8 protein-coding genes are annotated in these 13784 nt (G+C 73.7%); 1 reads left to right on the top strand and 7 read right to left on the bottom strand.

Features of this window, described 5'->3' with window-relative positions:
• Positions 1–558 precede the first annotated feature (558 nt).
• From ACIRPX_RS21845 to ACIRPX_RS21825, 5 genes are read right to left on the bottom strand one after another with little or no spacing between them, the layout of a single operon-like run.
• Entirely contained in the window at positions 559–2526 is a 1968-nt protein-coding gene (locus ACIRPX_RS21845) for a hypothetical protein (protein WP_404196983.1), read from the bottom strand.
• A gap of 31 nt (positions 2527–2557) precedes the next feature.
• Positions 2558–4654 (bottom strand): glycosyltransferase family 4 protein, encoded by a 2097-nt coding sequence (locus ACIRPX_RS21840; RefSeq protein WP_404196981.1) that lies wholly within the window; start codon positions 4652–4654, stop codon positions 2558–2560.
• The gene (locus tag ACIRPX_RS21835; protein WP_404196978.1) at positions 4651–6426 is read right to left on the bottom strand and encodes a stealth family protein; all 1776 of its coding nucleotides are present in this window, start codon (positions 6424–6426) and stop codon (positions 4651–4653) included. Before ACIRPX_RS21835 ends, ACIRPX_RS21840 begins: the two co-directional genes overlap by 4 nt.
• A gap of 2 nt (positions 6427–6428) precedes the next feature.
• On the bottom strand, positions 6429–8054 hold the full coding sequence (locus ACIRPX_RS21830) for a sugar phosphotransferase (RefSeq protein ID WP_404196975.1): 1626 nt from the start codon (positions 8052–8054) through the stop codon (positions 6429–6431).
• Between the two features lie 15 nt (positions 8055–8069).
• Positions 8070–9701: a stealth family protein gene (locus ACIRPX_RS21825; protein ID WP_404196972.1), complete on the bottom strand. Its 1632-nt coding sequence runs from the start codon at positions 9699–9701 to the stop codon at positions 8070–8072.
• Positions 9702–10079: 378 nt separating this feature from the next.
• On the opposite strand from ACIRPX_RS21825, the gene ACIRPX_RS21820 reads away from it, so the two are divergent.
• Positions 10080–11192: an LCP family protein gene (locus ACIRPX_RS21820; RefSeq protein ID WP_404196969.1), complete on the top strand. Its 1113-nt coding sequence runs from the start codon at positions 10080–10082 to the stop codon at positions 11190–11192.
• Between the two features lie 49 nt (positions 11193–11241).
• Here ACIRPX_RS21820 and ACIRPX_RS21815 read toward each other — a convergent pair whose 3' ends face one another.
• Positions 11242–12366, bottom strand: coding sequence for a hypothetical protein (locus tag ACIRPX_RS21815; protein WP_404196966.1), 1125 nt, complete (start codon positions 12364–12366; stop codon positions 11242–11244).
• A gap of 306 nt (positions 12367–12672) precedes the next feature.
• Positions 12673–13689 (bottom strand): hypothetical protein, encoded by a 1017-nt coding sequence (locus tag ACIRPX_RS21810; protein ID WP_404196963.1) that lies wholly within the window; start codon positions 13687–13689, stop codon positions 12673–12675.
• Positions 13690–13784: the final 95 nt, after the last annotated feature.

Raw genomic sequence — 13784 nt, 5'->3', positions numbered from 1 at the left:
CGGCGGCGCGCCGGTGGCCGGCGGACCGGACGGGGAGGGGGCACTCCACGTCGCGTCACCGGAGGCGCCGTCGCCGGGGCCGCCCGCGGCGGGCCGGCCCGCAGGTCCACCTGGACGGTGGGGACGCGGTCGGGGCTGGACACCTCGACCCGGCAGGTGGCCTGGTCGGCCGTCACCTCGCAGCGGTCGGACTCCACGGTCGCGACGCCCCGGAGCCCGCGGAGGTCGAGCCGGAGCAGGTACTCCCGCCGTACCGGCTCGTCCGTCCCGTCGGTGACCGACAGCGTCAGCCGCCGCGGCTGTTGCACGCCGCCCGGCGTGACCGGCCGGACGGGGATCTGCGGGGCGAGACCGGTGACGGACACCGTCGCGTCCTCGGCGCCCGCGGATCCGGGGACGGCGCCGAGCAGTGCGGCACCCAGGGCGAGAGGCAGAACTCCCCTGCCGATCACGGCGGGTTTCACAGTCGGTGAGACCTTCGTCGTCGATGGGATGTCGATGGGGGAGATGAGGGGCCGGGAGGATGTCGACGGCGTGCCGCGTGGGCCGGCCACCGTGTCACGCCGACCAGGGCCCCAGAGGGCTGCCGACCCTGGCGGAGAGCTGGCGGCGGGTGTGCAGGCGGCCGTCGGTGCCGACGACCGCGACGGCCAGCGCGCCGGCCGCGTCGTACGCCAGGGCCGGGGCCTGCGCGATCATCCCGCCGGACTCCTGCCAGTGGGTGCCCGAGACCTTCCGGTCCCGGTCGGGCAGGGAGGTGACGAGGCGGCCGCGGCCGCCCCGGTGGGCCAGGAATGCCTCGCGGGCGCCACGTTCGGGGACCCACAGCGCGGCCACGGCGCCGGTGCCGCCGTGGCCGCCGAGGCCCGCGCCGGAGCCGGGCCAGCGGCCGTCCGCGTGCTGGCGGTAGGCGATGACCTGCTGGGTGCCGGCCTCGCGGAAGTAGAGGCAGGTGCGGTGGTCGCCGGAGTCCACGGCGGTGACCCCGCCGGTCGCCGGGCGGCCCGTCCGCAGGGTGTCGTCGAGGAGGAAGGGGCCGCCGGGTTCGGCCTGGTGCCAGCGCCGGACGGTGTTCTTGCCCGGCACGTACAGCTCCACGGTGCCGCGCTCGGTGGCGAGGGCGCAGCCCGCGTCCTGGACGAAGCTGCCGCCGAGGTTCTCCCACGGCAGCCAGGTGCCGTCGGCCTCCCGGCGGCGGCAGGCGATGCCCTGGTCGAAGGTGCGGACGAAGACGTGGAGCCGGCCGGCCGCGTCGACCGCCGCCGACGGGACGCCCGCCTCGCGCTGCCGGCGGCCGTCGCCCTGGGCCCAGTCCGGGTTCTCCAGGGTCTGCCAGCCGCTGAACCCGTTGCCGCCCGGGTCCTGCGCGGTGTGCACGACGTCGACGGTGACTCCGCCGCCGACGACGTTCTGGCGGCGCAGGCCGACGAGTTCGGCCGGGCCGCCGGGCACCCCGGTGACGGCGAGCGTGGGCGCGATCCAGCCGTCGCCCAGCACGAAGGGGCCCTTCCACTCGCCGCTCGCCGGGCCCGTCTCCGTCCAGAAGGCGAGCCGTCCGGCGAGCACGGCGAAGGCGTTGAGCCGCCCGCCCGGGCCGAGCCGCAGCCAGTTCGTGGCCGGCGAGTAGCGGTAGGCGGCGCTGTTCATGTGCGTGCTGCGGAACGGGTCGGGCCCCAGCTGGCGGTCGCCGCAGGTCTGGCAGGTGCCGTGCGGGCAGACGGCGGGGGCGTCGATGCCGCCGTAGGTCGCCAGGTACTCGGCCTTCTCGGTGACCGTGGCCGGGTCGAGGTTGTAGCCCCAGAAGCGGTTGGCGTAGGCGCGGTAGTGCTCGACGACCGGGTTGTGGCCGCCCTCCCGGTGGCGCGCCAGGGCGGCGAGCGCGAACTGGGCGGTGGTCGTGTGGTCGACGTGGTCGGAGCAGACGAACTCCTGCCGCCCGCCGTCGTGTTCGGGGTCCGGGTCCATCGTGCGCACCGTGGTGGGGCGGACATGGCCGAGGAGCGCGGTGAGCGCGGCGATCAGCTGGTCGCGGGTGATGTGCTGGACCTCGCCGACGGTGCCGCCGTGCACGGGCAGCGTGGCCTGCGTGCGCAGGGCGCCTTCCCACAGGTCGTGCAGCCGGGTGAGGGCGCCGCGGTCGGTGGGGGCGCCCTCGTGCAGCTGCAGGAAGTACAGGGACACTGCGTCGTGGCCGACGAGGGTGAACCGCTCGGCGGCGAACCCGGGCACCAGGTCGACGGGTTCGCGCCGCCAGGGGTGGTCGCGGTCGCCGGTGGCCATACGGGCGTACGCGGAGCGCAGCCCGCAGCCGCGCTCGGTGCTGTAGCGGGCGAAGTCCGGCTGCACGGCGGCGCGCTGGGGTTCGTCGGTGTCGACGTTGATGCCGTCGCCCTCGCCCGCGGTGACGATCACCGTGGTGATCAGGTCGCCGTCCTGGAGGGAGCGCACCAGGTCGGGGTTCATGAAGTACAGGTCGTCGTCCTGGTGGGCGACGATGTGCAGGACGGAACGGGTGGTTTCGGTCATCGGCCCTCCTCGGCCGTCGGGTTCGGCGGGCTCACCGGTCCACCACGTTCATGGCCATGGCCCCCGAGGCGGAGCAGTAGGGCCGCACCCACACCGGGCGGGCCGGGTGCACGACCGCGTACTGCGAGGCCTCGTCGCCGACCAGCGGGACGGACGGATAGACGTAGGCGCCCTTGACGTCGGGGAAGTCCTCCAGCAGGTGGCAGACGCGCACCTTGGCCCGGTGGTACGGGTCGGGCTGCAGCCACCAGTCCCAGTCCTCCCAGCGCTCCAGCCGGTGGTCGACGACCTGGCGCAGCGGCGCCTCGGCACGGAAGGCCTGCCGGCCGAGGACCTCGACGGGCACGCTGAAGGTGCGGTCGTGCCGGCCGCGGCGGCTGACGATGAACAGCGCGCCGGGCTCGATCCGGCGTCCGCCGGTCAGCACCCCGCGCACGGTGATGGCGCCGTCCGCCGAGTCGACGCGGGTGCACTCGGCGTGTTCCTCGCGTACGACGGTGCGCAGCATCAGCCTGCCGTTGGGCTGGGCGTAGGGCAGGTTCCAGCCGATCGGGCCGGCCGGGGGGCGGGCGATCAGGCGGGCGCGGGCGTCGATGAGGGCGCGGGTGTCGCGGACGCCCGCCTTCATGTGGACGGGCGAGGACTTGGGGGTGCTCATCGTCACCTGCCAGCGCCCGTCGCCGAGGTCGCCGAGGGCGGAGGGGGTGACGACGGCGGTGTAGCGGGTGCCGCCGTTGTCCAGGTCCTTGCGGGAGGTGCGCAGCGGCAGGTCCGGGCGGGCGTCGCCGTCCGCGGGCCGGTGGCGCAGCACGAACTGCCAGCGGCGGCGCCCCTCCTCGGGCCCGTCGGCCGAGAACCGCAGCCAGCCCGCGTCGTCGGCGGTCACGTCCACGGTGGCCGCGCCGAGCGAGACGGGCGGCACGGTGAGCTGGTCGGCGCCGGCCGTGCGGGGGCCGGCCGGGGCGCGGTAGCCGCGCCCGGCCGCGGCGCGGCGGCGGGCGGCGTCCTCGAAGAGCTCGACGTAGCGGCCGGCCACGGCCGCGGGGTCGAAGCGGGTGGCGTTGCGCAGGGCGGCGGCGCCCATGGCGCGGCGCACCGGTTCGTCGGCCATGAGGCGGCGCAGTCCCCAGGCGATGCCGTCGACCTCGCCGTTGGGCACCAGGAAGCCGTCCTCACCGTGGCGCAGGATCTCGCGGGGGCCGACGGGGCAGTCGGTGGAGACCACGGGCAGTCCGCAGCGCATCGCCTCGACGAGCGTCATGCCGAAGGACTCGGCGCTCGAGGTGACGGCGGCGATGGAGCCCTTGGCCCACTCTGACTCGATGGGCGAGAAGCCGCCCATGAGCAGCACCCGCCCGGTCAGGCCGAGTTCGGTGACGAGCGCGCGCAGCTTGCCGACCTCGCCGCCGTCGCCGTAGATGCGCAGCTGCCAGTCGGGGAAGTCCTGGGCCAGGTGGCCGAAGGCGCGGATGAGGAGGTCGTAGCGCTTGATCTGGTGCATGCGGCCGGCGCTGACGACGACCTTGTGCGAGCAGTCCGAGGGGGTGACGGCCGGTTCGGGCACGCTGTTGGGGATGCCGACGACGGGGATGCCGGGGATCGGCGTGTTCTCCATGAAGGAGCGGGCGTCGGCGTCGGTGACCGTCGTGACGGCGTCGAGCCGGGGGTAGACGCGGGCCATCTCGGCGCGCACCGCGGGCGGGATCGCCAGGTGCGTCATGTGTTCCTGGGCCACGCGCAGGGCGCCGTCGCGGGTGTGGGCGGCGACGAAGAGGTTGAGGCTGGGGCGGGTGCCGACGACGACGTCGGCGGACGTCCTCTGCAGGTCCCGGATGATGCGCGCGTCGGTGAAGCGGCTGTACTGCGCGTAGAACTCCTCCTGGCGCGGCACCACTTCACTCGGTTCGTCGCTGCCGGCGGCGCCCTTGTCGGCGGAGCCGGGGCGCAGGTCGACCAGGGCGCGGACGGTGATGCGCGGGGAGATCTCGAACTTGGTGGCGGTGGTGCGCCGGAACACCGAGACGATCTCCACGTCGTGGTGGACGGAGAGCGCCTCGGCGAGGTTGATGACCGTGCGGTTGGTGCCGCCGATGCCGTAGATGTTGTTGATCAGGAAGGAGATCTTCACCGGACCTGGGGTTCTTTCTTCTCGTGCGGCTCCTTCTTCTCGAAGGGGGACGGCACCGGGTAGTAGGTCCGCAGGAAGCGGCTGAGCATCGCCGTCTGGCGCTCGACGTCGTGGCCGTCGGAGAGGGTGTCGTTGATGCAGAACGCCTGCCGGTCGCGGCGGGCGAGCAGGATGCCGAGCCGGCGCTGGATCTCCGGCTTGGCGAGGTCGAGGTAGGCGAAGGTGATGTTCGAGGGGACGGCACGGCCGGTGAAGTAGGCGTAGTAGTGGTACAGCGAGGACGGGATGGAGATGTCGCCGGCGCTGCGGAAGCGGCTGTGCGAGGTGCGCCGGTGGTCCTCGGCGAAGTCCCGCTCGATCTCCGCCAGCACGCTGCGCCGCAGCGCGTAGGGGGCGTGCCGCAGCTTCTGCACGATGGCGCTGCCGAAGTGGTCCTGGAGCAGACGGCGGTTGTTCTTGCCGGCCGCGTCGACCGGCCGGTCCACGGGGCTCAGGTCCCAACGGGGCACCTGGGACGGGGAGAAGAAGGTGCGGGTCATGCCGTTGGACAGGAAGAAGTCCTGCGCGGTGACGGGGCTGCCCAGGAACATGTCGTCGTTGAAGTACAGGAAGTGCTCGGACAGGCCCTTGATGTGGTGCAGCCGGCTCTCGATGGCGTGCGAGTTGAAGGTGGGCAGCGCGGCCGGGTCGTCGAAGATCTCCGAGTGGTCGACGACCGTGATGCGGTGGTGGGAATCGTTGAGCCAGGCCGGGCGCTGCCGGTCCGTCACCACGTAGACGTGGCGGACCCAGGGCGCGTTCTGCTCCAGCGCCCGCAGGGAGTAGCGCAGTTCGTCGCGGCTGATGTAGCGGGCGGCGTTCGCGGACTCGGTGTGGTAGCCGTGCTCGCCGTAGGCGCCGCGCCGCCGCTGCCACTCGGGGTCGCTGCCGTCGACCCAGGTGTAGACGACGTCGACCGGGAAGCGGACGTCCTCGGGCAGCGGGTCGGCGCAGGGCCGGATGGTGCGCACCGAGCGGGTGCGGCGGGTGTGCAGGGCGGCGAAGCCGGTGAGCCGGCTGATCGGCACGGTGACCCGCGGCGCGTCGAGGGCCACGTCCTCGGTGACCCGGTTGGGGCGCGGCGCGTGCAGCCGCCCGTCCTCGGGCCGCCAGAACTCGATGTCGCAGCCGTGCTCCAGGCCGAGGACCAGGGAGCCGGCCGGGTCGCTCCACACCATGCCGACGCGCAGCACCCCGGCGTGGCCCGCCAGCCGGCGGCCGGCCCGGGAGCCGGCCAGCACGGTGCGGCCCTGCGCGGCCTCGCTCCGGCAGGCCCGCAGGTAGACGGGGCTGCGCCCGGCGCACCGCCGCAGCACCTCGCCGACCCGCTCGCGGTCGGCCTCGGCGACGGCGAGGCAGGAGCGGAAGTCGGACGTGCCGCGCACCGCGAAGTAGTCGACGCCTGTCTCCTCCAGGGCGGTGACGACCAGTTCGAGGTTGGCCTCGCGCAGGCCGAGCGGGGACACGGTCGGGCGGACCAGCGCGATCCGTGCGCCGTGCCCGGCGAGGGCGGCCGCCCGCTCCCCCGCGCCGAACAGGTGCGGCCAGCGGCGGCGGGCCCGCGCGCCGCGGAGCGTCCGGGCGAACAGGTTCACGCTGTGCAGCCGGCGCAGCAGCTGCTTGAGCGCCGCGCGCAGGCGCAGCGGGACGCGGCGCGCGATCCGTCGTCTGAGACCGGCCGGCACCAGGGTGCGGTAGACGCCGACCGCCGCGGAGGCCTCGGGATTTCCCATGCTCACGGCTGGTCGACCGCCTCGTCGTGTCTGTCGGTGCCCCGGCCGCCCTCGAAGACGCTCGGGACGGGGAAGTAGCGGTGCAGGAAGCCCAGGACGGCCTTGGTGCCGCCGCGGGCGCGTGCCTCGTCGGTGCCGAGGCCGAGCAGCTGGATCTGCTGGCTGTCCCGGCGGACCAGCAGCCGCTCCAGGTGGTTGCCGATCCCGGGCAGCGCGGCGTGCAGCGCCACGGTGGCCTCGCCGGAGGGGTCGGCCAGGCCGGAGGTGTGACCGACGTGGTGGACCACTCCGTCCAGCGGATGCGTGCCGGACGCGGCGGGCAGCCGTTGCGCGTCGTCCAGCGGCAGCGGCGCGGTCCCCGTCTCCGCGAACCGGGCGAGCGTCTCGACGCGGTGCGGCTGGGGGCCCTGGGCGTAGCCGTGGGCGGCCACCCGGCCGGTGGCCGCGTACGCGGTGCGGGTCCACGGGGCGAACGACTCCTGGGCGTTCCAGGGGCCGCGCCGGGGGCGGCTCGCGCCGTTGGGCGTGAAGTAGTCGAAGGGACGCACCGGCCGGCCGAGCACGGCACCGGGGCGCAGCAGCAGGAAGTGGTCGGCGAGGTCGGGCAGCAGGTGCAGGTGCCACTCGGAGCCGGGCTGCGCGCGCACCACGGTGAGCCGGTCGCCGGCCTGCAGCCAGGCCGGCGGCTCCGCCTCGGCGACCACGTGCACGACGTCCACCCACGGCGCGTACTGGTGCAGGGAGCGCAGCGCGGCCCGCAGCAGCTGCTCGCCCCACGGGGTCGCGTGCTGCCACAGCAGGACCGCGTCGACGGGGAAGGTGATCTCCTCGAGCCGCAGGACGTCGAAGTTCTCCAGCGTGATCGTCGGCTCCAGGTCGCCGTCGATGTCGGAGTATCCGGAGAGCCGGTCCAGGCCGATCTCGACACCGGGCGCGTCGCTGGGCACCGCGCGCTGCACGCGGTTGGGGCGCGGGCCGATCAGCCGCTCCGCGGCCAGGTCGGTGTTGGCGGTCCAGAACTCGATCTCGATGCCCTGGTCCTCGCCCACCCAGAGGTTCTCGGTGGGCTCGGTGCGCAGCCAGGTCAGGCGGATCACCTTGGCCTTGCCGTAGTTCTTCCACGCCTTCACGTGGCTGCCCGGGAGCTCGCGGGTGTCGTTGTGGGCGGGCGAGACGGAGACGACGTATCCCGTGTGTTCCTCCAGCAACGCGCGTAGTACGCGGCGCACGGCCCTTCGGTCGCTGTGGTCGACGGCCAGGCAGATCCGCCGGTCGTCGAGCGCCGGCACCGCGAACCAGGGGATCTCGGCCGCGTCCAGGGCCTGGGTGACCAGGTCGTGGTCGAGGCGCCGGGCCAGGTCGGCGGTGAGGCCGGTGTGCACGTGGGCGACGCGGCCGTCGGGTGCCTGGGTACGGCGCTCCGAGTGGCCGAGCCCGGCCTTGCGCACCCGGCGCAGGGCGCGGCGGTGCAGCCGGGCCTCTCGGCGGCTCAGGGTGCGCGCGAGGCGCCGCTTGACCTTGCGCCGTACACGCACCGGGACGGTGGTGGCGGCGGCGGAGCGTACGGGCTGGGGGACGAGGCGTTTGTAGACGTTGGAGGCGGAGCTCATGGACGTCGGGTCCGACACGTCATGAACTCCGATTCATCTCTCGTGGGGGCTGGGGGTGGGGAAGTAGGCGTTGAGGAAGCCGTCCAGCAGCTCCTGCTGCGCCTCGATGTCCTCGGGTGTCGAGAAGGCGTCGTTGAGGCAGAAGGAGTCCTGGTCACGGCCGTCCAGCAGCCGCTGCAGCCGGTCCGCCAGGTCCGGCACCGCCAGCTGGAGGTAGGTGAAGGGCATCGATCCCGGTTGCGCACGGCCGGTGAGCGCCGCGTAGTACAGCGCGAAGGACGACGTGGGCGACAGGTCGGTCATCGCGCGGAAGCGGCTGGCCGCGGTGTGGGCCCAGGCCTCGGGGAAGTCCCGTTCGGCCTCCTCCATCGCGGAGCGGCGCAGGGCGTACGGGATGTGCTCCATCGGCTGGGTGATCACTCTGCCGAAACGTTCCATCAGCAAAGCCCGGTTGTTCTTGCAGGCCGCGTCGACCGGGGTGTCGGTCTCCACCACCGGGCCCTGCGGAATGCGGTTGCGCGAGGGGAAGTAGCGGGCCGTGCCGCTCGGCGTGAAGAAGGCGTGCGGGGCCACCGGGCGGCCCATGAACATGTCGTCGTTGAAGTACAGGAAGTGCTCGGCCAGGCCCTCGATGTGGTGCAGCTGCGACTCGATGGCGTGCGAGTTGAACACCGGCAGCACCGACCGGTCGCGGAAGATCTCGCGGTGGGTGGCGACGCGCACCCCGGGCAGGTCCTCGCGCAGCCACGGCGGGACCTGGTCGTCGGTGACGATGTACACGTTGCGGATCCAGGGCGCGAACAGGTGCAGCGAGCGCACCGAGTAGCGCAGTTCGTCGCGGCTGATGAAGCGGGCGTCGCTCGCCGACTCGGCGTGGTAGACCTCGCCCTTCGCCTGCGCCTTGCGCTGTTTCCAGGCCGGGTCGTTGCCGTCGACCCAGGTGTAGACCGCGTCGACCGGGAAGGCGATGTCGTCCGCGCAGTTCACCAGGAACTCGGAGCGGGTGGCGAGGGCCGGCGCCAGGTGCTGCGGGGTCCAGTCCGATACGAACCGGCTGAACAGTCTGGCGGCGCCGAGCACGTTCGGGCCGTCGGCGGCGACGGCCCAGGTGGCCCGGTTGGCGCGCGGTGCCACGAGGTAGCCGCCGTTGCGCTGCCAGAACTCGATCGCGCAGCCGTACTCGTGGCCGAGCAGCAGGTGCCGGCCCGGGTCGGTGCGGTACCAGCTGACCTGCAGGACGCGGGCCGCGCCGACCTCGCGCCAGGCCCTGGAGTCGCGGGAGGAGACGGGCTTGGACGGGCGGGGCGCGTCCGGGTCGATCACGCTCAGGTGCCCGGGGAACTGACTCAGCCCGCGGAAGACCACGCCCAGCACCCGCTCCCGGTCCTCCTCCGCGACGGCCACGACCGTGCCGTGGTCGGCGGTGCCGCGGACGGCGAAGTGGCGGACGCCCGCCGTGTCCAGCAGCGCGGTGAGGGCACTGCGGTTGGCCTCGCGGGCCGACAGCGGTGTCAGTCCGGGCTCGACGTAGACGTCGCCGTGCTCCGCGGTGACCGTGGTGGGCGCCTCCCGCGCCGCGGCCCGCGCCGCGGTGCCGCCCCGGGCCGTACCGCCTCCGGCCGCACCCGGCACCCGGCCGACGGCATGATCGGAAACAGCGGTCACGTCGCTCGCCCCCCACGGGCCGACGCACGCAGCAGCACAGCCACCCCTCCCTCTCCTCACCCGGCAGGACCGACGTGAGTACTGGTGGCCGCTCGCCCTCGTGCCCCCCGGCTCGATGTGCGACCACGTAAGGCGACAGCGAGAAGCCGTCGCCGGTTCATACCGAAAAATTAACCTTCACAGGAACCGGCACATCATCAGCAAGCGCGTACCCCGATGTCAAGATCAGTCATAAATGACGGAAAACACATACAACCCTGAAGGAACTCTGAACGTCTGATGACTGGTGGACGACCGTCCGCCACCGCTGACGGGCCCGGCCTCTCCCCCCACTCGTGCCCCGAGCCACTTGGTCGAGTGAAGAGAGGACCCACGCACATGACGCACGCCCAGACGGAGACGGGCCCGCCGGAATCAGGGCGCGCTCCGGCGCGCCGCCGGGCCAGGCCGCCGCGGCGGCGCCGTCGGGTCTGGCGCTGGATCGCCCTGAGTCTGGTCCTGCTCGTGCTGGCCGCGGGCGGTGTCGGCTACTGGCTGTACAGCGACCTGAACGGCAACATCAAGGGCGTCGACCTGAACAAGGCGATCGGCGACGACAACCGTCCCGAGAAGCTGCCCACGTCCGGGCAGAACCTGCTGGTCCTCGGCTCGGACTCGCGCTCCGGCGCCAACGCCTCGCTCGCCACGGGCAACGTCTCCGGGGCGCGGTCCGACACCGCGCTGGTGATCCACGTGCCCGAGGGGCGACGGAAAGCGGTCGCTGTGAGCATTCCGCGCGACACGCTGGTGACGCGGCCCGAGTGCACGGCGAAGGACGGGTCGCACCTGCCCTCGGCCAAGCGCGTGATGTTCAACTCGGTGTACTCGATCGCGGGCCCGGCCTGTGTCGTGAAGACGGTGGAACAGATGTCGGGGGTCCGGATGGACCACTTCGTGGAGATCGACTTCTCGGGCTTCAAGGGGCTGGTCGACGCGATAGGCGGGGTCGACATCACGGTCGACCAGGAGATCCACGACAAGTCCAGCGGCCTGAACCTGACGGCCGGCGAGCACCGGCTCGACGGCACCCAGGCGCTGCAGTTCGTCCGCACCCGGCACGGCATCGGCGACGGCAGCGACCTCGGGCGGATCGGTCTTCAGCAGCAGTTCCTGATCGCCCTGCTCAGCGAGATCAAGAAGCAGGACCTGCTCGGCAGCCCCACCAAGACGTACAAGATCGCCAACAGTCTCACCGAGTCCCTCACCACCGACTCCGGGCTCGCCTCCCTCACCAAGCTCGCGAAGTTCTCCCGCAGCATGAACGGCATCGACCCCTCCACCATGGAGACGATCATGCTCCCGGTGAGGTACGACACCCAGGACCCCAACCGTGTCGACGCGGCCCATCCTCAGTCCGACCAGCTCTGGAAGGCCCTGCGCACGGACGAGCCCATCCCGGACTCGGCCAAGAAGTCCCCGGCGCGGGGCGGCGGGACGGGCTCCAGCTCCTGACGGGCGCGGCGGGGGGAGCGGCCGTCACGACGCCGCTCCCCCGACCGGCTCAGACGCGTACCGACGGGGACAGGGCCAGACCCGGGCCGTTGGACCGGCGGGCTATGTGCAGGGCGCCGTCCTCGGCGACGGTCGCCAGGACGACGCGGCCGTGGGCGTCCAGGGCCAGCGCCGGGGCCGTGACCGCGTGCTCGCCGGTGGGCGACCACCACAGGCCCGCCTGCTCGTTCTCCGTGCCGCACGCACTCAGCATGACCTGGCCGTCGGGGCCGCGGTGGGCCAGCACGGTGCAGTCGTAGCCGTCGAGCGACGCACGCAGCAGCGCGAGCGGCTCGGCGGCCGGGGCGCCCCCGAGCGGGATCAGCCAGCCGCCCGGACGGTGGGCGATCAGCTGGCGCGTGTCCCGGTCGGTCCAGTAGTACGTCGCCCGGTCCGGTGCCGTCTCCAGCGCCGCCGCCGTACCCGGCGTCACCTGCAGCGCGATGTTCGGTTCCTGCCGGAAGTCGCCGTCGGCCCCGGCCTGCCGCCACCACATGGCGTCCTGGCCGCCGCCCGCCAGCACCTCGATGCGCCCGGACGCGTGGGCGGTCACGGCGAGCCCGTCCTGCACCCCGCTGCCGTGGAGGTCCTCCCAGGCCAGCCACTTCCCGGTCGGCCCCTCCCGGCGCAGCATCAGACCGCGACCCGCGTTGCGCACGAAGACGTGCACCCGTCCCGACCCGCTCACCGCGCCCGCGGGTACGCCGAACCGCGCGGCCTTCTCCCGGTCCTTGTGCGGGTTGCCCAGCGAGCGCCACTCGGTGACCGGACGGCCCGTCTGGTACTGGATGGCGTGCACGATGTCGACGGCCGGCGGCCCGTCGCCCTTGCGCACCTCGCGCCGGCCCAGGAAGTGGACGTAGGTGTCCGCGCCCTGGACCACCGACAGATGGGTCAGGTCCGCGACGGGGAAGAACTCGGGGCCCGTCCACTCCGGCCCGCCCGGCCGGGTCTCGGTCCACCGCAGCAGCCCGTCGCGGGTACGGCCGTAGGCGGTCAGCCGCCCGTCCTTGCCGAGCACCAGCCAGCGGCCGTCCACGGCCGCCTCCGCCGCGTGCCGCCCGTCCTGCCGGTGCGCGACGGCGCTGTCGGCAGCTCTTCGTCGGGCGGCGCCGCGCCCGGATCCGGTCCGCATGACGTGGCCCGCCCCTTCCTTCCCGCCCGGCGCGGCCGACGTGCCGATCCCCGAACATCTGTCGCAAGGGAGGCCGAGCGCGCCCATCATAGGTCGAACACCCCGCGAACACGGTGTGACCGGGACGTGGACGACCGCCCCCGCCTCAGGGGCCCGTCGTACCTCCCGCCGGGACCGCGGGGCCCGTCACACCGCCCGCCGGCGCCGCGGGGCCCGTCACACCGCCCGCCGGCGCCGCGGGACCCGTCACACCGCCCGCCGGCGCCGCGGGACCCGTCACACCGCCCGCCGACGCCGCGGGACCCGTCACACCGCCCGCCATGCCTCCAGGGCCAGACCCGCCTCGTCCTTGCGTCGCGTGACCAGCAGCTGCCCGGTCGAAGCGGACAACGTTGCCGCCACCACCCGCCCCTCCTCGTCCGCCGCCAGCGACACCTCCGCGTCCGACGGCAGTTGGGGCCCCGACTCCGTCCACCACGCTCCCGCCGACTCCTGCTCCGTGGGGTACGCGGCGAAGGCCACCCGGCCGCTCGAGGAGCGCTGGGCGAGCAACGTGCAGTCGTGGCCGTCGAGTTCGCAGCGGATCGCCCGGACCGGTCCCGGGCCGGCGGACGGCAGGAGCACGACCGGCTTGCCGCCGGGACGCCAGGCGCACAGGTCGCCCGAGTCGTCGGTGTGGAAGAGGGTGGTGCTCTGCGGGGAGGTGGCGAGGGCGCACAGGGTGCCCGGCCGGGCCGCCGCCTCCATCGCCTCCTCCAGGGCCGGCTGCGCACCCGGCTCCTCCTGCCGCCAGTGCAGGAGGCCGCCGGGGACGGCCGCGTACAGCTCGACGCGTCCGGACTCACCCGTCACGGCCGCCAACTCCCCTTGCACCTGACGCCCCTTGAGGTCGCGCCAGGGGTCCCAGCCGCCCTTCTCCTTCTGCGCGCGCATGCTCACCCCGCCGCCCCTGTTGCGGACGAAGACATGCGCGCGCCCCTCGGCGTCGACCGCGACGGCCGGGGTGCCGGTCTCCTCGCCCTTGCCGTTGGGATGCCCGATCGGGTTCCAGTCGAGGGCCGCGAGCCGGGGCCGGAAGTGGGTGGAGTGGACGAGACCGGACTCGCCGTGGACGGTGGGCCGCCAGGAGACCAGATGGGCGTAGGCGTCCTGGCCCCGGCCGACGGCGTGGGAGGGGAGCAGCTGCTGGTCGCCGCCGATCCTGCGGGCCGGCGCCCAGGGGCCGCCGGGTCCGCGCTCCGCGCGGCACAGGACGGCGCCGTCCGTCGGCAGGTAGACACTGAGCCGGCCGTCGCGGCCGCGTATGAGCCAGTCGCCGTTCACCGGTTCACCTTAAGCGGGCCGGTACACGCACCGTGTCCCGGCCCCCGGGCGACGCGCGGGTTCCGGACGGGTCCCGTGCGCACGGCGGGGCACTC

Source organism: Streptomyces sp. NPDC101225 (assembly GCF_044767585.1).
In the GTDB taxonomy this organism is placed as follows: domain Bacteria; phylum Actinomycetota; class Actinomycetes; order Streptomycetales; family Streptomycetaceae; genus Streptomyces.
This window is presented reverse-complemented; position numbering and strand designations above follow the sequence as displayed.